Annotated in this window: 20 protein-coding genes, 1 tRNA gene and 4 pseudogenes; 5 read left to right on the top strand and 20 right to left on the bottom strand. The window is 29.8% G+C overall.

Annotated features, from left to right (window positions below; translation table 11 throughout):
* Window positions 1-3 precede the first annotated feature (3 nt).
* The 11 genes from ccoO to ACOTU8_RS03615 all read right to left on the bottom strand — a co-directional run bounded on the left by ccoO (window position 4) and on the right by ACOTU8_RS03615 (window position 8895).
* Window positions 4-669, bottom strand: a complete 666-nt coding sequence (gene ccoO / locus ACOTU8_RS03665; protein ID WP_422341831.1) for a cytochrome-c oxidase, cbb3-type subunit II — start codon at window positions 667-669, stop codon at window positions 4-6.
* Window positions 670-681: 12 nt separating this feature from the next.
* Entirely contained in the window at window positions 682-2148 is a 1467-nt protein-coding gene (ccoN, locus tag ACOTU8_RS03660) for a cytochrome-c oxidase, cbb3-type subunit I (RefSeq protein ID WP_422341830.1), read from the bottom strand.
* A 125-nt stretch (window positions 2149-2273) separates the two neighbouring features.
* Window positions 2274-2954: a butyrate response regulator transcription factor BumR gene (gene bumR / locus ACOTU8_RS03655; protein WP_422341829.1), complete on the bottom strand. Its 681-nt coding sequence runs from the start codon at window positions 2952-2954 to the stop codon at window positions 2274-2276.
* A gap of 2 nt (window positions 2955-2956) precedes the next feature.
* Window positions 2957-4168 carry a butyrate sensor histidiine kinase-like phosphatase BumS gene (gene bumS / locus ACOTU8_RS03650; RefSeq protein ID WP_422341828.1) on the bottom strand — a complete coding sequence of 404 codons (1212 nt, stop codon included), beginning with the start codon at window positions 4166-4168 and terminating at the stop codon, window positions 2957-2959.
* Window positions 4165-4824, bottom strand: coding sequence for a sulfite exporter TauE/SafE family protein (locus ACOTU8_RS03645; RefSeq protein ID WP_422341827.1), 660 nt, complete (start codon window positions 4822-4824; stop codon window positions 4165-4167). The genes bumS and ACOTU8_RS03645 overlap by 4 nt, the downstream gene beginning before the upstream one ends.
* Window positions 4821-5939: a glutamine-hydrolyzing carbamoyl-phosphate synthase small subunit gene (gene carA, locus ACOTU8_RS03640; protein ID WP_422341826.1), complete on the bottom strand. Its 1119-nt coding sequence runs from the start codon at window positions 5937-5939 to the stop codon at window positions 4821-4823. The genes ACOTU8_RS03645 and carA overlap by 4 nt, the downstream gene beginning before the upstream one ends.
* A complete protein-coding gene (locus tag ACOTU8_RS03635) occupies window positions 5939-6490 on the bottom strand; it encodes a DUF507 family protein (protein ID WP_422341825.1) in 552 nt (183 codons plus the stop codon). The genes carA and ACOTU8_RS03635 overlap by 1 nt, the downstream gene beginning before the upstream one ends.
* Before the next feature lie 92 nt (window positions 6491-6582).
* Window positions 6583-7101 carry a MotE family protein gene (locus ACOTU8_RS03630; protein ID WP_422341824.1) on the bottom strand — a complete coding sequence of 173 codons (519 nt, stop codon included), beginning with the start codon at window positions 7099-7101 and terminating at the stop codon, window positions 6583-6585.
* Complete coding sequence (locus tag ACOTU8_RS03625; RefSeq protein ID WP_422341823.1) at window positions 7094-7522, bottom strand: flagellar export protein FliJ; 429 nt, start codon at window positions 7520-7522, stop codon at window positions 7094-7096. Before ACOTU8_RS03625 ends, ACOTU8_RS03630 begins: the two co-directional genes overlap by 8 nt.
* The gene (gene purA / locus ACOTU8_RS03620) at window positions 7519-8769 is read right to left on the bottom strand and encodes an adenylosuccinate synthase (protein ID WP_422341822.1); all 1251 of its coding nucleotides are present in this window, start codon (window positions 8767-8769) and stop codon (window positions 7519-7521) included. The genes ACOTU8_RS03625 and purA overlap by 4 nt, the downstream gene beginning before the upstream one ends.
* Before the next feature lie 28 nt (window positions 8770-8797).
* Window positions 8798-8895: transfer RNA gene (locus ACOTU8_RS03615), tRNA-Sec, on the bottom strand.
* A gap of 138 nt (window positions 8896-9033) precedes the next feature.
* Here ACOTU8_RS03615 and yedE point away from each other — a divergent pair.
* Together yedE and yedF (ACOTU8_RS03605) are read left to right on the top strand one after the other, a co-directional pair.
* Entirely contained in the window at window positions 9034-10242 is a 1209-nt protein-coding gene (gene yedE, locus ACOTU8_RS03610) for a selenium metabolism membrane protein YedE/FdhT (protein WP_422341821.1), read from the top strand.
* 3 nt (window positions 10243-10245) lie between these two features.
* Window positions 10246-10473: a sulfurtransferase-like selenium metabolism protein YedF gene (gene yedF / locus ACOTU8_RS03605; protein WP_422341820.1), complete on the top strand. Its 228-nt coding sequence runs from the start codon at window positions 10246-10248 to the stop codon at window positions 10471-10473.
* A gap of 15 nt (window positions 10474-10488) precedes the next feature.
* On the opposite strand, the pseudogene putP reads toward yedF (ACOTU8_RS03605), so the two are convergent.
* From putP to ACOTU8_RS03590, 3 pseudogenes are all read right to left on the bottom strand, one after another.
* Window positions 10489-11957 (bottom strand): annotated as a pseudogene (gene putP, locus ACOTU8_RS03600) (sodium/proline symporter PutP).
* 17 nt (window positions 11958-11974) lie between these two features.
* A pseudogene (locus ACOTU8_RS03595) lies at window positions 11975-12781 on the bottom strand (aldehyde dehydrogenase family protein); the annotation flags it as partial.
* A gap of 18 nt (window positions 12782-12799) precedes the next feature.
* Window positions 12800-14041 (bottom strand): annotated as a pseudogene (locus ACOTU8_RS03590) (RNA-guided endonuclease InsQ/TnpB family protein).
* Between the two features lie 66 nt (window positions 14042-14107).
* Here ACOTU8_RS03590 and tnpA point away from each other — a divergent pair.
* Window positions 14108-14542, top strand: a complete 435-nt coding sequence (gene tnpA / locus ACOTU8_RS03585; protein ID WP_422341819.1) for an IS200/IS605 family transposase — start codon at window positions 14108-14110, stop codon at window positions 14540-14542.
* 50 nt (window positions 14543-14592) lie between these two features.
* On the opposite strand, the pseudogene ACOTU8_RS03580 reads toward tnpA, so the two are convergent.
* The 6 genes and pseudogenes from ACOTU8_RS03580 to fdhD form a co-directional block, all read right to left on the bottom strand.
* A pseudogene (locus ACOTU8_RS03580) lies at window positions 14593-14813 on the bottom strand (hypothetical protein); the annotation flags it as partial.
* A gap of 128 nt (window positions 14814-14941) precedes the next feature.
* Window positions 14942-15964 (bottom strand): selenide, water dikinase SelD, encoded by a 1023-nt coding sequence (gene selD, locus ACOTU8_RS03575; protein ID WP_422341929.1) that lies wholly within the window; start codon window positions 15962-15964, stop codon window positions 14942-14944.
* Window positions 15965-15974: 10 nt separating this feature from the next.
* A complete protein-coding gene (yedF, locus tag ACOTU8_RS03570) occupies window positions 15975-16547 on the bottom strand; it encodes a sulfurtransferase-like selenium metabolism protein YedF (protein ID WP_422341818.1) in 573 nt (190 codons plus the stop codon).
* 109 nt (window positions 16548-16656) lie between these two features.
* A complete protein-coding gene (gene ccaA, locus ACOTU8_RS03565) occupies window positions 16657-18759 on the bottom strand; it encodes an aspartate chemotaxis receptor CcaA (protein WP_422341817.1) in 2103 nt (700 codons plus the stop codon).
* A gap of 112 nt (window positions 18760-18871) precedes the next feature.
* Window positions 18872-19609 carry a winged helix-turn-helix domain-containing protein gene (locus ACOTU8_RS03560; protein WP_422341816.1) on the bottom strand — a complete coding sequence of 246 codons (738 nt, stop codon included), beginning with the start codon at window positions 19607-19609 and terminating at the stop codon, window positions 18872-18874.
* The gene (gene fdhD / locus ACOTU8_RS03555) at window positions 19602-20384 is read right to left on the bottom strand and encodes a formate dehydrogenase accessory sulfurtransferase FdhD (protein ID WP_422341815.1); all 783 of its coding nucleotides are present in this window, start codon (window positions 20382-20384) and stop codon (window positions 19602-19604) included. The genes ACOTU8_RS03560 and fdhD overlap by 8 nt, the downstream gene beginning before the upstream one ends.
* A 288-nt stretch (window positions 20385-20672) precedes the next feature.
* Between fdhD and ACOTU8_RS03550 the strand changes: the two genes are divergently transcribed.
* Both ACOTU8_RS03550 and ACOTU8_RS03545 read left to right on the top strand, forming a co-directional pair.
* Window positions 20673-20891 carry a hypothetical protein gene (locus ACOTU8_RS03550; RefSeq protein WP_422341814.1) on the top strand — a complete coding sequence of 73 codons (219 nt, stop codon included), beginning with the start codon at window positions 20673-20675 and terminating at the stop codon, window positions 20889-20891.
* A gap of 115 nt (window positions 20892-21006) precedes the next feature.
* Window positions 21007-21882, top strand: coding sequence for a hypothetical protein (locus tag ACOTU8_RS03545; RefSeq protein WP_422341813.1), 876 nt, complete (start codon window positions 21007-21009; stop codon window positions 21880-21882).
* Window positions 21883-21905 lie beyond the last annotated feature (23 nt).

Below are 21905 nucleotides of genomic sequence, written 5' to 3'. Positions count from 1 at the left end.
ATCTTACTTTAAGCTATTTAAATAGGCAATCAAAGCAACTATTTCTTTGATTTCACCTTTAGCAAAAGCATCTTTTACTTCTTGATTTTTCATTTGATCAACTATAGCCTGAGCTTCAGCTTTTACTTCAGCTTGTGCATCCTCCCAAGAACCAAGTTTTGTTCCATTTTCTGTATCATAAGGAACATTGAAAACTTTTTTCACAGTTAAAGCCTCAGCATAAGCAGTTTCAATATCTGCATTATTTTTAAACATATGCTTATATGAAGGCATAATAGAATCTGGAACAACAGAAGTAGGCTCCCACATATGATTTTCATGCCAATCAGCTGTTCTATAATTTCCTACACGAGCAAGATCAGGTCCTGTTCTTTTTGAACCCCAAAGAAAAGGTCTATCATAAGCAAATTCACCGCTTACAGAATACATACCATAACGATCTGTTTCTGATTTAAATGGACGAATAAGCTGTGAATGACAAGCATTACAACTATCTTTAATATATACTGCACGTCCTGCAAGTTGTAAAACCGTATAAGGTTTTTTACCTTCAATTGGTCTTGCATTTTCTGCAAAATTTGGTAAAACTTCAACTATGCCTGCATAAGCAATCACTACAAAAACAGCTACAGCAAAAAAGAATGGATTTTTTTCTAACCAACTAAACATATTTTCTCCTTTTTATGCTGCCATAGGCGAAGCGCTTTTTGGTTCTTTATCAAGCACTCTTCCACAAGTAATTGTTTTGTAAATATTATAAGTAAACATAAAGAAACCGATAAGATACAACAATCCACCAATCGCTCTAATCCAATAATAAGGCACAATAGCCACAACAGTATCAATAAAGCTATAAAGCAAGTTGCCATACTCATCTGTTGCTCTCCACATCATACCTTGAGTAATACCCGCAATCCACATTGAAGCAAAATAAAGAACTATACCTGTGGTTTGGATCCAAAATTGAGCTTCCATTAAAGATTTGCTATAAAGCTCTCTTTTGAAAACTCTAGGAGTCATATGATAAAGCGCAGCCATAGTCATAAATCCTACCCAACCAAGTGTTCCATCATGAACATGCCCTGGAATCCAATCTGTAAAGTGTGCTAAAGCATTAACAGATTTAATTGAAAGAATTGGTCCTTCAAGTGTTGAAAACATATAAAAAGTTGATGCTAGAATCATAAATTTAATCAATGGACTCTCACGAAGCTGACTCCACTCACCTTTCATAGTAAGCAAGATATTAATCGCTGAACCCCAAGAAGGTAAAATCAACACTACAGAGAAAACCGAACCCATCGTTTGCATCCAATCAGGTACAGTTGAATAAATCAAATGATGTCCACCTGCCCAAAGATAAACAAACATTAAGCCCCAAAATGCAAATAAAGAAAGTTTATAAGAGAAAATCGGCTGGCCACTTTCTTTTGGTAAAAAATAATAAATTTGAGCAACGATACCTACAGTAAATACAAATGCAACAGCGTTATGACCGTACCACCATTGCACTAAAGCATCATTTGTTCCTGCATACATTGATACACTATGCCACCATTTTCCCATTCCTGCAACAAAATAAGTTGGCACTTCCATATTATTAAAAAGATAAAGCATGGCAATACCTAAGAACGTAGCTATATAATACCATAGAGAAATATAAAGAGTTTTTTCACGACGAATTCCAATAAGTCCAAAAATACTTACACCCCATAAAACCCAAACAAGAACAACAAGAATATCTAAAGGCCACTCAAGCTCTGCATATTCTTTAGATGTAGTCACACCCATAAACAAAGATATAACAGCTAAAACCATAGTAAGTATATAAAGCCAAAAATGAAGCTTACCAACAGCCATTAAAAATCTTGACTCAGCCATACTCACTTTAAGAACACGCTGACCTATATAATACCAAGTTGCCCAAATCCCTGAAAGCATAAAACCAAAAATCACACCTGAGGTATGAAGTGGTCTAAGTCTTGAAAAAGTGGCATATTCTCCTGCTAAATAATTTAAATTAGGATATGCCATTTGAAAAGCTATAAGAGTTCCTATAGCCATACCAACAATGCCGAACAATATGGTCGCAAACATAAAATATCTTGCAACCGTATAGTCATAATTTAATACATTACCTGGATGCATCGACTTTCTCCTTAAAATTTTTGATAACAAGAGAATATTATAGAATATTAATTATACATTTTTTCTTAAAAATGATAATTTTGTTAATCATTTGTTATGCTTTATATTTTAAAGCTAAATCAGTCTTATTTATTGATATTTATCTTATAACCTAAACTTGGCACATTTTTTATAAAATCTTCACCCACTTTATCTCTTACTCTTTTAATAAAAGTTCGAACAGCAGTATCACTCACATATTCACCTATCCAAACATTTTTCTTAATATCTTCATGCAAAACCAAAACCCCAGGTTGTTTTAAAAGCAAAGAAATAAAAGCCAATTCTTTTTTAGTTAAAACAATCTCTTTACCATTATGAATCAAAGTTCGTTTAGTTTTGTTAAATTGATATTCTTCGGAAATTTTTACAAGCATGTTTGCTTCAATTTTTTCACCCACTAAACAATCTAAGACTTTAAACAATTCTTCTATATCAACAGGTTTAATTAAATATTTATCTATACCAATATCAATAGAACGCAAAAGTCTCTCTTTCTCTGAATACGCACTAAGAACGACAATTGGGACATCATCTGAAATTTCTTTAATCTCTCTTGCCATATCCAGTCCATCCATTATCGGCATAGCAATATCTGTAATAACTAAATCCGGTTTAAATTTTTTAAATTTTTTAAGCCCTTCATCTCCATTTTGAGCTCCGATTACCTTACTAAAGCGTTCACTTAATACATTAATCAATGATTCTCTAGTCTTAACCTCATCTTCAACTACTAATATTATCAATTCTTTACATTCTTGTGACATTTCTACTCTAGCCTCTCTTTTAACTTTAAAAATACTTCAAAACAAGCCCCATCTTTTCCATTCTTAACTTTTATTTTTCCTTGGAAACTTTCGATAATTTGTCTACTTATATAAAGTCCTACTCCTATACCTTGACTGGGATGTTTTGTTGTAAAATAAGGTTGAAAAATTTTATCTAAATTTTCTTTATCAATCCCACCAGCATTATCTTTTATTGTAATTTTCAGATAATTTTTTCCAAATTTTGAAAAATTTATTGTTATGATTTTCCTTTTTTTGTTTTTAAATGCTTCTATTGAATTTAAAATCAAATTAAGAAAAACTCTTATTAAACCATTCTCATACGCCAAAACTTCATAATCACTTTTCGAAACAATATTAATATTTACATGATTTTTTTCTATAGTTTCAAAAGCAATTTCTAAGGCTTTATTTAAAGTCTCTTTTATAAATACACACTGCCCTACTCCTTTGTTAAACAAAGTTCTAAACACATCAATTGTTTCTGACATATTTTTAATCATATCTTTTGATTGTGAATAAATTTCAGCAAATCCTTTTTCATCTTTAAGATTTTGCTTCATTTGAAACATGGCAATACCAAGCTCATTTAACGGTTGTCTCCATTGATGCGCTATATCACTAATCACTTGTTCTAATGAAGATTTTAAAATCTCTTCATATGCTATTTTAATATCTTTTTCATTTTTTTCCAAGGCAATTTTCATTTTTTTCTCAAATTTTTTACCTAACTGTATAAATTCTTGTTGGTGATTTTTAACTGTATTTTCAAGATTAATACTTAATTCTCTTAATTTAGCGTGATTTAGAGCAAGCTCTTCATTAAGCTTAAAAGAATTACTGACATCATGAGAAAGTGCTACTATTTCTATTAATTCATTATTTTTATCTAATATTGGGGTTAATAAAGTTTCAAGATAGAAGGTTTTGCCTAATTTATCAATATTTTTAAAAATAACTTGATAAGGCTTTTTATATGAAAGATCTTTTAAAAGCTTCTCAACATAACATTCTTCAACATCTGGATGTTTAAATATTGAATGTTTTTTTCCTATAAGCTCTTTTTTACTATATCCACTTATTTGACAAAGCTTATCACTGACAAAAATTAAATTTCCTTGAACATCAGCTCTTGAAAAAATTGTATTTTTTTCAAGAGCTTTAAAAAACTGATCTTTAAAAAAATCTTTCATTGAAAAGCCTTAAAACCTATATAGGCAAGATTTATACCGTAACAAACAATAATGCCATATGATAAATAATTAAACAAATTTTTCAAAAAATCACTAAAAAACTGTGAAATTTTTGAAAAAAATAACATCGCAGGTAAAGTTGATATTCCAAAAATCATCATTACAAAAATACCTTCAAAAATATTTTGCTTACTCATTGCATTGGCTATAAAAAAATACACCAATCCACAAGGAACAAAACCATTTGAAAATCCTAAAAATATAGCTGATTTTAATCCTTTAAAATTTTTAGATTTTTTAATAATTTTCTTTATAAAACTATTAAAAAAAACATTATTTTCAATAAAAGATAATATATTACCTCTAAAAATAAGAGCAAAACCTAAAATCATCATAAATATACCGAGAATAAAAAGGGATAAACTTTGAACCTTAGCATTGATTGCCAAGATATTTCCAAAAGTCCCAAAAATTATCCCTAAAACAATATAAGCAAAAATTCTAAACAAATGATAAATAAAAGTTAATAAAAATAAATTATTATTTTTTGAATTCAAATTTATAAAAAGTAAATTAAAACCACCACACATAGAATAGCAGTGTCCAAAACTAGATAAAAAAGCAACGCTGATAATAGCTAAAAAATCTATACTCACATCAAATTCATAAATTCTTTAAAAATATACTTACTTTCATGAGGGCCTGAAGAACTTTCTGGGTGATGTTGCACTGAAATAATAGGATAGTCTTTATATCTTACTCCTTCAACATTATCGCCAAATAAATTTCTATGAGTGATATGAGCTACTTGAGCTAATTCTTCTGGAACATTATAATTATGATTTTGTGCAGTAATTTCTATCATTTTTGTATCAAGATTGATCACAGGATGATTTGCTCCATGTTGTCCAAATTTCATTTTATAAGTTTCATATCCAAAAGCATTACTTAAAAGCTGGTGACCTAAGCAAATTCCAAGCATAGGAATTTTAGCTTCTGCAAGTTTTTTAATCTCTACAATCTCTTGTTTTAAAATTCTTGGCTCACCTGGACCATTAGAAAGAAACACACCTTGAATTTCACCTTTTTTATACAGAGCAATCAACTCATCTGCTTTAACATTATATGGATAAACTTCTACTTCAAAACCTACTTCTACAAGTTCATTTAAGATATTTGTTTTAACACCATAGTCTATAACAGCAACTTTTTTCTCACTTCTTTTAGCCTCATTAAATTTTTGAAAACTAGCATTCCAAACGCCTTGTTTATGAGAATAATTTTTCTTAGTGCTAACTTCTTTTACAAAATTTACTTCATCAATTTTTGCTGATTTCTCTAAAGCGATTTTTAAATCTTCTTTATTTGAAATTTCAGTTGAAATTACAGCTCTTAAATTGCCATTATTTCTTATCATTTTTACTAAATATCTTGTATCAAGTTCATAAATTCCTATTTTTCCATGTTTTTCAAGATAATCTTGCAGACTTTCTTTAGCGCGAAAATTTGAAAAACTGGAACTTAATTCACGCATTAAAACACCACTTGCAAAAATTTCCTTACTTTCATTATCATTTTCATTGGTTCCCACTATACCAATTTCTGGCATGGAAAATACGATAAATTGCCCCGCATAAGAAGGATCTGAAATAATTTCTTGATACCCTGTTAAAGAAGTGTTAAATACAAGCTCTCCAAAAAAAGTACCACTCTTTCCAAAAGCCTTAGCGCTTAAAAAAATATCATTTTCTAAATAAATATAAGCCTTCATTAAAACATACCTTTTTTTCTAAGCTCTTCTTGATAGAGTTTTTCAAAGATAAGATCATATTCTTCGCTACCTGGAATAGGTTTTGTTTTATAGTTACTAATTTTCTCATAAACCTCATCTTCAAGTTTTTCATAAATTTTAAGATAAGACTCTATGCTTGAAAAGATTAAGTTTTTAACTCTATTTTCACTCACTATAAAATTAATATAATCATTTTCTACAAGTTCTTCTAAAATTTGATGCGCTAGATGATTATGCCTATCTTCAGAATCTAAAATCATATTAAATTCGGGGGCTAACTTTTTCTTCACAAGCCAAAACATATTTTTACGATCTACTTGCATAAGTTCCATTTCATCTTCTTGCTGCTCTAAAAGCTCTTTTACTCTTTCATCTAATTTTCTTTCATTTAGAATATCTTTCTCTAAAACTTCTATTATACATACCTTAAGCTTTTCTAATTGATCTTTAATTTCTACAAAAGAAGAATTAGCTATATCTAACATCATTTTATTTGCGATATAAGGAATATGTGGTAATTTTATACGCATCTTAAAAACCTTTTATTTAATAATGTTTGAAATAATAGCTTATTTTTGGTAAAAGAATGTTAAAAATGAAAAATTTTCATTTTTTTAATCACCTAATTACTCGCATTATTATCTAAATTTTTCAAAAGCAAAGTAAGCTCGCTGGCTTTTTTTGGATCCATTTTAGATAAAACACCTGAAATTTTACGCGATTCCAAAGAAAGCATTATTTTACTTGCATCCTCTGCATCCATTTGACTTAAAACATCTGCAATGGCTGCATCTTTCATTTGAGAATAAATTTCTTTAACCCTACCTTGAGTCTTATCATTGATTGAATTTAAAATCTTTTGTTGTTCTTCTACAAGCCTTGCGTTTTCAAGTTTCAATTCTTCAATTTTTGCCAAAGTTGCATTAACCTCAGCCTCTTTTTTTTCTAAATTTTCAAGCCTTTCTTTTTGCAAAGCTTCAAAAGAGGCTTTATAAGCTTCTAAAGATTGTCTTGCCTCATCAAATTCTCTAGTTTGCAATTCAATCTGAGCTTTTCTAGCTTCAAAATACTGCTCACAATCTTGTTCAGCCCCAAAAACTACACTTGAAATAAAAACTAAAAATATAATTTTTTTAACCATCTTTTTCTCCTTTGAAAAAACGACTGATTGCAATTTCATCTAAAAATTTTTCTTCAGCCTTGGCAAGTTCTTTTTGTTTTTGTTTAATTTCTTCAGCTTCTAAAACCTTCATTTTTTCATAATCTAAATGCGCTTTTTGATATAAAAACTGATAATGATTCATTTCTTTTTTAGAAAGTTCTACTTTCTCCTTAGCTCTTGCTAAAGCCTCGCGTCCTACTTGTGCCATACTTAAATTCGATCTTAATTCTGCTATAGAACCTGATTTTGGCAATACGCCTAAACTTTCGCACTCTTGGCGTGAAAGTTCATAAGCTTTCTCATGTTCGAGTTGTCTTTGTTTGGCTTGATTAAGATTTGTTTCTGCTTTATCAAGTTGTTGTTTTCTTACTTTTACAACAGAATTATATTTGCTTTTCATAAGATAATAGTATCATCTCTTTCAGGGCTAGTAGAAATATACTTAACCTTAACCCCTGCAAGCTCTTCAAGTCTTGCTATATATTTTTTAGCATTTTCTGGCAATAAATCATAATCTTTTATACCAAAAACTTTATCCCAACCATCCATTTCTTCATAAATAGGTTGAACATTTTCTAAATCACTTGGTATGTAGTCAATTTCCATGCCCTTATATTCATAAGCACGACAAATTTTTACCTTTTCAAAACCATCTAAAACATCAAGCTTCATCAAAGATAAAGCATCAAGACCATTAAGCCTTGCTGTATATCTTACAGCAACTGCATCAAACCATCCACAGCGTCTTTTACGTCCCGTGCTTACGCCAATTTCTTTTCCAATTTGCGCAATTTTTTCTCCATCTTCGCTGTTATCCTCAGTAGGAAAAGCTCCATTTCCCACACGCGTTGCATAAGCTTTTACAATACCTATAATATTTCCTGCTTCTTTAGGATTTAACCCAAGTCCTGTTAAAGCGCCTGCTGAAATAGTACTTGAACTTGTAACATAAGGATAAGTTCCATGATCAATATCAAGCATAGAGCCCTGAGCTCCTTCTAAAAGCACTCTTTTATCTTCATCTAAAGCCTTCCAAAGCATTCTTGTAGTATCTGTAATATAAGGAGTTAAAATTTCATTAAAGCGTTTTAAATCAGCAAGCAATTCTTCAGCACTTGGAATTTCAATTTCAAGCATTTCAAAAAAAGTTTTATTAGCTTCAAAATCTTTCATCAAAGCCTCGCAAAGTCTTTGTGGTTCTAAAAGCTCTCCAACTCTATGTCCTGTACGATTAATCTTATCTGCATAAGAAGGTCCTATACCCTTACCTGTTGTTCCTATGGCATTTTTGCCTTTGAGTTTTTCTTTTGCAATGTCTATTAAAGAATGATGTTTTAAATTTAAATGAGCTCTATCGCTGATATATAATCTACCTTTTAAATTTTCAAATTGAGCCATTTCAGCAATCAATACTTCAGGAGAAACCACAACTCCATTTCCGATAATATTAATACATCTTGGATGCAAAACTCCACTTGGCATAAGATGAAGTGCATATCTTACACCATTTACCCAAATCGTATGTCCTGCATTATGTCCACCTGCACTTCTACAAACAAAATCATAATTTTCGCATAATTTATCAACTACCTTGCCTTTTCCTTCATCGCCCCATTGAATGCCGACAATAATATCTGCTTTGCTCATAAAAATTCCCTTGATTTTACTTTAATATTGGCGAGAAGATGAGAGAATCGAACTCCCCAAAGAATAGTCAACTATCCTTTCATCTGATTTGAAGTCAGTGGCGATCACCAGATACGCTAATCTTCCAAAGTAACAATTATAACGATTTTTAATGTAAAACAAAATAAATTTATCAATATTCTTTTTGACTTCATATTAAATTTAAGCTATAATCTCACTCTTTTTTAGCATCAAGTTTTGATGATTACATTTTAGGATCTTTCTTTGAATTCTTTTAAACAAAAATATTTAATCAATTTTTGGGACAATTCCCGTTCTATGATTGCACTTGGAATTTTAAGTGCAGTGTATTTTGGGATTTTTGGTGGCGTTTGGGCTGTTACTGGAGAAATGACGCGTTGGGGCGGTGAATTTTTAGAACTTTTAGGTATGAATTTAGATGCATATTCTTATTACCAAAAGCAAAATTTAAATGGAACCCCTTTAACAAGAACTGATGGTATTATGCTCATAGGTATGTTTATAGGTTGTTTAGTAGCCGCACTTTTAGCTAACAAAATCAAATTTCGTCTACCTGCTAGCAATATAAGAATTTTTCAAGCAATAGTAGGTGGAATTCTTTCAGGATATGGAGCAAGACTTGCATTTGGATGCAATTTAGCTAATTTTTTTACAGGTTTACCTTATTTTTCTTTACACACTTGGCTTTTTACTGTTTTTATGGTTTTAGGAATTTATTTAGGAGTGAAAATTTGTAATACTTCTTTTTTTAAACCTAAAGCTAAATTAGAACGGGTAAATAAAGAAAACTTGCCGCTAAACAAGCAAAGTTCGCGTACAAAACTATATTTTAACTTAGGCATATTGCTTTTCATAGCCTTTTTAATTTGGGTGTTTTATCTTATATCCATAAATGGCAATATCAGCACACAAAACAAACAAAGTCTTCTAGCTTTAGCACTGATTTTTGGTTTTGTTTTTGGTTTTGTTATTTCTAGGGGACAAATTTGTTTTACTTCTTGCTTTAGAGATTTATTTTTATTTGGTAGAGACAATGCTATAAAAGGCGCATTAATCGGTATGATTATCGCCTCTTTAATCGCTTTTGCTTTTATCTTACAAGGTCATACTAGCAAACTCATAGAACTTTCTCCTGCTGTAGCTATAGGAGCATTTTTGTTTGGTTTTGGTATAGTTTTTGCTGGAGGTTGCGAGTGTGGTTGGACTTATCGTGCCTTTGAAGGACAAAGTCATTTTATGATAGTAGGAATTGCAAATATAATAGGAACTATGATTTTAGCTTTAAGTTATGACTTTTTACCAAAGGCTTTTAAAGAAGGTATAAAAATCAATCTTTTAACTGAATTTGGCAATTTAAATGGATTTTTTATCAATCTTATTTTATTCATCTTAATGTTTGCTTTTGTAGTGTTTTACAAAAAACACTTTTTTAAAAATCAACTTAAAGGATAAACAGTGAAAATTACTTATAGTTTAAATTTACAAGGTGAAGCTTGTCCTTATCCTGCTATAGCAACACTTGATGTCTTACCTAAGCTTCAAAGCGGAGAAATTTTGGAAGTGCTTTGTGATTGTCCACAAAGTATCAATTCCATACCTCAAGATGCAAAAAACCGAGGTTTTAAAATACTTGAAATCGATCAAAGTGGGCCCACGCTAAAATTTTTAATCCAAAAGCCTTAAAAAAGGCTTTTGTTCTCAAAGCTCTTTTAACATCTTTTCATAAGCTGCTTTAGTTCCAGATCTTATATTTGTAAACAAACTTGCAATAATTATCACTACTGAAGCTGCTAAAAACCCTGGAACTATTTCATAAAGACCTAAATTTACCAAATTCTTCCAAAGCACCACAGTAGCAGCTCCTGTTATCATACCTAAGATCGCTCCTGCTCTTGTCATTCTACTCCAAAATAAAGAAAAAAGCATTACAGAACCAAAAGAAGCTCCAAATCCAGCCCATGCATAAGAAACTATACTCAAAACACTTGAGTTTTTATCAGTAGAAATCAAAAACGCTATTGCAGCTACCAGTAAAACACCTAATTTACCTAAATTTAATACAACATGACTTGGCGCATCTTCTCTAAAAATCTTTTTATAAAAATCTTCCGCTATAGTAGAACTTGAAACAAGGAGTTGAGAACTAGCAGTACTCATAATAGCTGCTAAAATAGCACTGAGTAAAATACCTGCTATCCAAGGATTAAATAAAAGCTGCGACATCACGATGAAAATCTTTTCAGGATCTTGCAAACTTAATTCAAATTTATACACATAAGCTATACCCAAAAACCTATCATACAAGCACTTAAAAGACAAACCACCATCCAAGCAATACCTATGAAAGTAGCCATAGGAATATCTTTAGTAGAACGAATCGACATAAAACGCACTAAAATATGTGGTTGACCAAAATAACCCAAACCCCAAGCAAGTGCAGATATAATACTTACAACTCCTACTCCTTCACCCATAGATAAAGCTTGTGGCTTTATTTCCCTTACTATATTCATCGCTTCACCAAAGCCACCTAAATGATAAAGCATAACCAAAGGCACAATGATTAAAGCCATCATCATTAAAAGCCCTTGTATCATATCCGTCCAACAAACTGCCTTATATCCACCTAAAAAAGTATAAGCAACAATAATAATCGTTCCAGTAGTTAAAGCATAATCATATCTGATGCCAAAAGTACTTTCAAAAAGTTTTGCTCCACTTACAAGCCCTGATGAAACATAAAAGGTAAAAAATATCAAAATTACCACCGCACATACGATGCGCAGTATATGTTTATCATCATCAAAACGAGTTTCAAAATAATCAGAAATAGTCAAAGAATTTGCAATCACACTGGTATAAATTCTAAGTCTTTTTGCCACAAAAATCCGATTTAAACTAGCTCCTATAGTAAGCCCGATCGCAATATAAGAATCTATAAAACCACTTACATATAAAGCTCCTGGTAATCCCATTAAAAGCCAACCACTCATATCAGAAGCCCCTGCGCTAAGCGCAGATATCACAGGCCCCATAGTACGCCCGCCTAGAAAATAATCTTCTGAATTTTTATTTTGCTTATAAAAATAAAAACCTATATAAAGCATCAATAAAGCATAAACTACAAACATCACTGCTATTGGGGTATTAATTTGAACTACTTCCATCAATCTCTCCTTAATCATTAAGATATTGCTCTAATGCCTAAATTTCGATAGCGATGGAAAGATACACTCAAAGCTTTTTCATTAAAATAATTTAAAAGTTCAAAACGACCATTTAATAATGGCTTTTCTCTTATGATGATTTTAGCAAGCTTTGCAGCCTCTTTATAAATCTCATCATTTACATCTGGCTTTGCTAAATAACGCTCTCTTTCATATTTTTTAATACCCTTGATAAAATTTTCTTTATTTTCTTTTAAAAATAATACTTTTGCTCCTATACTTTGAACAATTTGTTCTATCATGCTAATATCTTGTTCATCATAACTAATACTTAGATCAATATTTGCAATATTTGCACCTAAAATCACCCCTAAAACATCTTTTAAGCTTTCATTTCCACAAAGTCTTAAAACCATATTCTTTATTTCGGTATAAGAAAAAAGATTATCTTCTCCACGAATATTGACATAATCTTTTGAAACACTAAACTCATTTTTATAATGATAAGCATAAGATTGAGACATTTTAATTAAATCATTCATAAAATCTTGTGCTTCTTTTAAATCTATTTGTGCTAATTTTTTTTGAAAATTTATCTTCAATTAAATGATCATCAAAATCTTCTTGCTTAATCTCTAAAAATTGAGTGATATAATTATAAATTCCCACTTTTCTACCCAAACCTATAGCTGATTTTTAATCCCATCAAAAGGTTGACGAAGCACTATAGCCCCTGTGGTTGGTTTATTGATATAAATATTTCCCGCTTCTATGTGGGTGTGAAAATACTCCCATTCTCTTTCATCTAAGCTTTCAAAACCTGCAGGTGAATCACCCACCTGCTAAAGCAAGTGGGCTTCTTGCTTCATCGATAGATAGCTAGTATCAAGTATATAACCATATTTTGATACCCTACTAGAGCTATCTCCACAAGCGTAACTTTGGGTAATTCCTACCCTAGATTTATCTAATTTTATCTTATATCTATCATCAATGATACCTAGTGCATAATTTCTTATATTGATACTAGCATTTAAGTCCCTATTATGTTTAGTATGACAATTAGGACAAGTAAAGTTTCTAATATGTAGAGACTTTTTACCTGTATTGCTTCCACAATGACTACAAATCCTAGAACTAGGAAAAAATTTATCAATTTGCATTAGCGTCTAACCTTTGTTTTCGGTTTTATAAGTTAGCAAGTTGATAAATTTACCCCAACTAGCATTAGTAATAGATTTAGATAAGTGTTTGTTTTTAATTAGTCCTTTAATATTTAGATTTTCAACAGCTATAAAATCATATAAATTTGTGATTTCATCGCTTATCTTATGCAAATAATCATCTCTTGCTCTTGTAATTTTTTGATGAGCTTTAGCTACTTTTAGCTTAGCTTTTGCACGATTATTTGAACCTTTTTGTTTTTTGCTAAGTTGTCTTTGAAGCTTTATGAGTTTATTTTCTTTATCTTGTAAGAATTTGTGATTTTTATAAACTATACCATCGCTTCTAATGATAAGATTTGATAAACCCATATCTAAACCAACAGCATTTTCTATTACTTTTGGTTTAGGTAAAGATTTATTGTTTTCGTAGCTAATTGCAATGTAGTATTCATTAGCTATTTTAGAAATAAAGGCTTGTTTTATTGTGTAATCCTTATCAAGCTTTCTATGGATTTTAGCTTTTATACCTTCTATAAATTTTGGAATATAAACTTTTTTATCATCTAGCTTAATATTCTGTGGAATAGCATAACTTTGCTTTGCATTTTTCTTTGACTTGAAATTTGGGTATTTTGCTCTTTTAGTAAAGAAATTATCAAAAGCAGTAACTAATTGTCTAAGAGCCATTTGTAAAGATTGTGAAGCACACTCGTTAAGATATTTATATTCATGTTGCTTTTTTAGAATAGTAAGCTCTTTTTGCATAGTAAAGTATGTTTCTTTTATGCCTTTACTAAATTGTTTTTGACGATAATCTAAGAAATAATTATAAACTACTCTAGCACAGCCAAAGTGTTTATGGATTAATTCTTTTTGAGCTTTTGTAGGATAAATTCTATATTTTACAGTACTTAGCAATTTTTAGTATTCCTTGTTTATATTTTTATATAATTAAAATACAAAAATATAAATGTGAGTATAAAAATGAAAAAGAATAATTATGAACTACACGGATATATCTCTACAAATCGCTCTAAGCACAATCTAAAAGCACATATAATTTTAGTTTGTAAATATAGAAAGAAACTTCTAAAAGGTGATTTGAATAATTTTATAAAAGCTAAAATTGATGAAATAAGTGAGAATAGAGAATTTATAATCTTAGCTATGGAAAGCGATATAGACCATATCCGTTTAATGATACAATACTTACCAAGAGTTAGTATAAGCTACATTGTCCAAAAGATAAAACAAATAATGACTTTTTATGTTTGGAGAGACAAGAGATTTGAACCATTTCTAAAACAACATTTTTGGAAAGAAAAGACTTTTTGGACTGATAGATTTTTTGCTGGTAGTATAGGCGAAGCAAACCCTGAAACAATCAAGGCTTATATAAAAAAGGATAAAACTCGCTAAGCTCGTTGGCATTCAGCCCAACCACACTAAAGCAGTTGGGATTTCTGCTTAAATGGGTTTAAATTAGGAGCAAATTTGCCAAAATTTAAAAAGCTAAAAAGTAGGAATTTTTCAAAAGTGCTAAAAAAATCCGCTATACCATATTTACTCAAAGTATATTCTATAAGCTTAAAACTTGCATTTTTGAGTGAAATTCTTTTTCAAAATTTGAAATGTTGACTTCTATTTTTCCTTGCAATTCTTCTGCTAAAACCAAAGCTTTTTGTATCATTTCGTATCTCCTAAGATAAAATAAATTTTAATAAATAATATATAAATAAGATAAAAATAATATTTTAAATCATAGAAAATGTATAAAAAATGATAAAAAAATTTTAATGGGTATATAAGTAACAAAAATTAAGAGATAATAATATCATTTTCTTGCTTATTTACAACCTTGGCAATAATTTTAGCTTGAATATTTTCATCTTGTAATTTTTTTAAACATTCTAAGGATTCTTTTTCACTTATAGAAATTAAAAGTCCTCCTGAAGTTTGCGGATCACAAAGTAACAATTTTTCTTCATTTAAACTAGGGATAAATTCTTTTATAAATTCTAAATTTTTATAAGCTCCAGCAGGAATTAAACCCATATTAAAATACTCTTTTACTCCATCTAAAAAAGGAAGTTCACTTTCAAAAATTTCAAAAGAAATATTTTTATTTAGCATTTCTTTTAAATGTCCTAAAAGTCCAAAACCTGTGACATCACTCATGGCACTTGGATGAAATTTAAGAGCGATTTGACTGGCTTTATAATTTAACTCCATCATACTTTTAAGCATTATATCTAAATGTTTTTGATTTAACATTTGTGCCTTTAAAGCTGTACTTAAAATTCCTGTTCCTAAAGGCTTGGTTAAAATGATACAATCTCCGATTTTAGCAGTATTATTTGCAATAAATTTACTAGGATGTACTTTTCCTGTAACACTAAGTCCAAAAAAAAGCTCAGTGCTTTCTATAGTATGGCCACCCACAACTAAAGCATTACATTCTTTAACTTTATCATTTGCACCTTCTAAAAGTTCTTTTAAAATACTTAAATCATGATTGCAAGTATCAAAACCTACTATATTTAAGGCATTAATTACCTCTGCACCCATAGCAAAAACATCACTTAAAGCATTTGCCGCAGCAATAGCACCAAAATGATAAGCACTATCTACTATAGGAGTAATAAAATCAAGCGTTTGTACTAAAGCTAAATCAGAGCTGATTTGATATACACTTGCATCTTCATTATTACCGATATCACTAAGTAAAGCAGGGCTTTTTTGCATGAAATTTAAAATTGTTTTAAGACCACCCGGGCTTAATTTCGCTGCTCAACCTGCTGCTTTAACAAAATATGTTAAATTTTGATTTTTATATTTCAGCATTTTTCCTTTATAGAGTAATAATTTTTGCTTTACCAAAAAGCTCATTTAAAATTTCATAAGCATTGCCTATATTTCCTATTTTAAGCTCTTTGCTTTTATTAAAAAATTCTAGACAAGCTCCGCAACTTATAATCTCGATACCTAAATTTTCAAGTTCTTTCATAGCTAAATGTGCTTTATGATTTTCATCAACATTGATTAAAACACTTTCATTTACGCAAAGAATTTTACTTGGAGCATGATCTAAATTTTTTAAGGTACTTAAAAATCCTACAAGTAAATTTTGTCCCAATTCACCTTCACCTACTTTATCAGTTTTTAAAAATAAAACACTATAATCGTGAACATTTACTTCACTAGAATTAAAATTCTTTTTTTGCACTTTGATGCAAAACTCTTGTGCATTTTCATCTACAACAGGGTTTAAATTTAAAGAGTTAAGAAATTTTACAACATTTTTTTTTGAAATAATAGAATTTAAAACAATTTCTAAAGTTTCACCTTCTTGAAGTTTTTCAAGAGCGTTTTTTGTTCCAACTATAGGCTGAGGACAAGAAAGATTACGACAATCAATTTTCATTATTTTCCTTAGATATTAACTTTGAAAAATAATATTATTTTATCACTTGTTTTGTGTTTAAAAATTTAAAAAGTTAAGAAAAAATTTAAAAGCTCAAAAAATGAGCTTTTTAAAATCTTTTTTTATTTACATCTTCAAGAATTACCGCAGCAATTTGATTAACTTCATTAGTTATATTATTAGTCGCATTTGCAACTTCAACATTTTCTTTAGTTACTCTTTCAAGTTGTGCTATAGCATCATTTATCTGCGTAATTCCTACTGTTTGCTCTTTTACAGACTCTGCTACTTCATTAACACTTTGGACAAGTATATTAATATTTGCTTCAATTTCAGATAAAGATTTCCCTGTTCTTTCTGCAAGTTGCCTTACCTCATCTGCAACAACCGCAAAACCGCGTCCATGCTCTCCTGCACGAGCAGCTTCAATAGCAGCATTTAAAGCAAGAAGATTGGTTTGTTCAGCAATATCTTTAATTACATTAACAATATTTTTAATATCATCGGCTTGAGAAGCAACTTCAACTGTTTTTCCGCTTACATTTTGCATAGAAGAATTAATTTCTTCTACAGCTGCAGCTGATTGTTCCAAAGAGCTTGCTTGAGCATTAGAACCATCAGCAAGTTTCTGCATAGAATTTTTCAATTCCTCTGACTGATTGGCTAAATCTTTAGCAAAATTTGAAGAAGCTACAAGCATTTTTTTAATTTCTTTGCCTAAAATATTAGTTGTGATTTCAACTTCACCTTTAGCATTAAATACTTCTGTACTAAAATCAAGTGCTTTATAACTATCAAAAACTCTATTAATTTCATTCATATCAGAGCCAATTTTATTTTGTAAAACATCAAGCATTCTATTAAGAACATTTTTAAGTTCTATTAGTTGAGGATTTATAGGGTTTTTAGTAATTCTTGCAGTCAAATTACCTTTTTCAATTTCTTTAGCAGTTTGCACTGATTCATCAACAGCATTCTGATCTTGTTCTAAGGATATTTGAATTTTTTCAATATTTTCATTTATAATCCTACCCATTGCTCCTAATTCGTCATTAGCACGAATCTCAATGGCTTTAGGCTCAATTTTTTCATGGTTTAAAAAACGGAAAAATGATTCTAAAGAACTGAGAATAACAGGCAATCTAGATGCAACAATTTTTCTTACACAATAATAAACCACTCCCAAAACAACAAAAATAAAAATAAAAGATGCTCCAATAATAATTAATTGCAATTTTTTTAAAGGCTCAAAAACTGAATATTTAGGAGCAGTTACCAAAACTGTCCAAGAGCTATCTTGCACTTTAAAACTATTAATCGCGGCATAAGAATCATCACCATCAGAAGCTATATAGTTAAAAACTCCATTTTTTCCTTCGCTCATAGCCTTATAAGTCTCTTGTGCACCTTTGTTAGGATTGATATCTTTTAAATTTTTCAAAACTAAATTTTTATTTGGATGTATTGCCATAAGACCATCCGAATCTAAAAGAACTCTTAATTCTCCATCATATTTTTGACTCTTAGGATCTAAAAGATAAGTGGCAATAGCCGAAAAATCTAAAGTCATACCGATAACACCTACAACTTGATTCTTTCGGTCAAATATAGGCATAGCAATATTTACAGCATTAAAATCTTGGCCCTCTAAATTCATCCTAATAGGACGTCCTATATATACTTTATTTTCCCCATATTTTGCTTTTTTTAATATATCTTGCACGACTTGTAAATTAGCTATTTCATCACTAGCTTGTATTGCTTTTATCCCGCCTTTGCTATCTTTTTCTTCATCAACATAAAGCATAACAAATTTTCCACTTTGAGTATTGAAAAATTTACTCTCCTCTTTAAAATATTCTGGCGGATCGATAAGATACAAATAAGTAAAATTAGAATAAGCACTATTATCAAAAGTATTGGTTATGATATTTGTTATATTATCTATATCTAAATTTTCTTTTGAAGTTGATCTAAACATTTCTGTTAAAGTACCTGAAATACTTTTATTTAAAGCAATCATTTCCCCAAAAATTCCTTGAGCTTGGGTAGCATATTCTTTCGTGATAGAAGCTAAAATATCTTCTGTATTTTTGGTAATATTTTGACTTACTTGTTTTGTGATTAATGAGATTAAAATAATAAGCCCAATAACAACAACAGTTGCTACAGAAAAAATAAGTTTTAAACCTATATTTAAAGATTTAAACATCTTATAACTCCTAAAAATAAAATTTTGGATTTTATATTTTAACATATTTTTTAAAAAAATACTATTAATTAATTATAAAAATATTATGTATTAGTATTTTTTTGTGAAAGATTTATTTTTTTCCTTTTAAAAACAATTCTTTAAAGCGTTTATTAGCGTATTCTTCTATGTCTTTTTGCAAAATAGAGTAATTTTCCATTAATTCCAAAGCTCTAGGAGTAAGTTTTGTTCCTGATTCTTTAGAGCGTCCCTGTCGTGTGCTAACTAAAATTTCTTGAGAATTTTTTTGTAAGGTTTGTAAATGCATCCAAGCTTTTTTATAGTTAATCCCCATTAGTTTAGAAGCATGCAATAAACTACCTGTTTGTCCGATAAGCTCTAAAAGTTCTGTTTTTCCTCGTCCAAAAAGCAAATCTCCATCCGCATTTTCAATCCAAGTTTTTGTTCTTACTATAAATTGTTTTCCTTTTTTTTCTTTAAAACAACCAAGTTGACAATACTTTACATCAACCTTATAAGCTTTTAAAGCTGAACGCATACTTTTAAGTCCACATTCTTCTTTAGCAATATCTCTTGCATCTTTACAAAAAATTCTACGCTTTTCATCTAAACTAGGTTCTATTTTTTTAAGCACTTCAATCTTTGCTTTTTCAAAATCTAAATGTCCAAATTGCCCCAACTCGCAATTATCAATTCTCATGTGATTTTCATCGGCTAATTGTCCAATTTTTTCTATATTTACATTAAATTTTTTTGCAACTTTAAAAGCCGTACCACAATCTAATTTTTCATTACTATTTAACAATTCTCTCATATATGAGATGATTTCTTTTTCTTGATTTTTATCCATGAATTCTAAATTCTCCACTATAGATATTCATCTTATCTTCTCTAGCAAAACCACAAAGTGTTAAATCAAATTTCCTTGCTATCATAACTCCTAAACAAGTAGGAGCTGTACGTGAAACAAGTACTGGAATTTTATGCATGACTGCTTTAGCCACCATTTCAGAACTTAGCCTTCCACTAACCATTAAAAAACATTGACTCAAATCAATCCCAGCTAAACATGCCTTTCCTAAGGCTTTATCTATGGTATTGTGTTGAGCTATATCTTCACCTATAAAAAAAGTTTTCTCATCAACAAAAAGTTTAGCCGTATGTACACAGCCTGTCTTCTCATAAAGCTCACATTGAGTATAAAAAGTACTCATTTGTTTTAAAATTTCATTTTTACTAAATTTTACATCGGAACTAATTTTACTTGCTTCAATAGCTTCTGGATCGATATTTGCAGTATGTGCTCTACCACAACCACTTATAACTACACCTTCGGCATTAAGTTTTGCCAAATTTTCTTTATCAATCTTTGCTTTAATATATACACTCATATCATCATTTTTTGTTTCTATACTCTCAATATCGCTTACTTTAGCAATGATATTTTCACTCATTAAATACCCTATAGCTAAGGCTTGTTCATCTACAGGGGTTGCCATTAAAGCACCTACTTTTTCATCATTAATAAAAATTTCAAGCTTAATTTCACGCACTAAGGTATCATCACAAGTTAAAAGTTCATTGCCTTTATATTTTTGAATTTGAGTTGTAAATAAGGGTTCCATAAGCTTTCTCTTTTCGCGTTATTTTAAAAATTTAATTATATCAAAAAAATATAATTAAAAGTAATACTAATGAAAAAATAGGGATTTAATTTATAATTTTTAAGAATTTTAAAGCATTTTATGTCAAAAAAACATAAATTTACTCTTTAAACTCTTCAAGTGAAAATATACTAACAATTTGAAATTTAAAAACAAAAATAAAATTTTCTCTTTATGGGATTACTTTTTAAGCTCTTTTTTATGGGGGGGGTATAATGGTTTTTTTTATTTTTTGTATAAGGAGAATTTATGAAGCTTTCGTTTTCAGCGAGTAAAGTTTTAGTGGGTTTTGGCTTAGGTGCTGCACTTTGTAGCAATGCAATGGCAGTAGATTTAAATTCTAAAAATACCTTAGTTGAAGCTCAGATAATACCAACTGAAATAGAACTAGGTGGGACTAGCGGAAAAAATCTGCAAGATTATTTTGAAGTTAAAGGGCAAGATGTAGTTTTAATAATATGGAGATAGTTTAAAAGGCAATGATTTAACCATAAAATCAAAAATTTCTAGATTTGATGATGAAAGCTTTTTAAATTCAGATGATAAAGATATCGATACTGATGAATTTAAATATGTCTTTGATTTGGGCGATAAAAATACTTTAAATATCAAAAATATTAATACAGGAAGTTCTAACATTGCAAATCTTTATGTAAATGCTAAAGAAACCATACTTAAAGATATGAATTTATATGTCAATCAAAGTGGCTCGGTGTTCAATGGGGATTTAAGCCTTAGCGGAACTAATTTAGTAGAAGATGATACACAAAAAGGCTCAAGAGTATCTGTATATGGAAATAACCTTGTTGTAAATGGAAATTTAAATACAGACAAGACCTTTTTTGAATTTGGCAATCCTTATGCAGTGCAAAATTATTCTATAAAAGTTGCTAAAAATGCGAATATCACTCGTTCTAAATTTAGCGTAAATGGTACATCTTTTAGAGATTTGCTTGCTAAAAACACACTTTTAATCCAAGCACAAGGATTTAACAAGGATATAAGCACATCAAATACAGCTGGAGCTTCATATGGCAAATTTGCAAGTGATTATATCGATATAGATAAAAATCAAGACACCTTTCAAAGTATAACACTTGATGAAGACTTACTGAGTATGGAATTAGTAGATTACAATTTAAAAGAAGTAAATTGCGGATCTAGCAAATGCTTGGTAGCAAATGGAACAGCAACTGAGCATTTAGAAAATACTCTAACTCAATTAAAAATTGACTTAAAAATGCTAGAAAAACTAATAGAACAATTTAGTGATAATAAACAAATAAAAGAACAGCTTGAAGACCAAAAAAATAAATTAAATGAAATAATAAAAAAAGGTGAAAACAATCCAAACTTAGACAAAGAAGTAGTAAAATTATACAACCTTAAAGAAGGAAGTGCTGAATATAATGCTGTAATCTTAGAGAAATCGCGGACAAACTTGCAGATCAAGGTTTAGGACTAGATTTAAAAAGTTTTAGC

It is taken from the genome of Campylobacter jejuni, from assembly GCF_049221745.1.
Taxonomy (GTDB): Bacteria; Campylobacterota; Campylobacteria; order Campylobacterales; family Campylobacteraceae; genus Campylobacter_D; species Campylobacter_D jejuni_E.
Note: the sequence above shows the minus strand (reverse complement) of the source record. Positions and strands in the feature narration are given on the sequence as shown.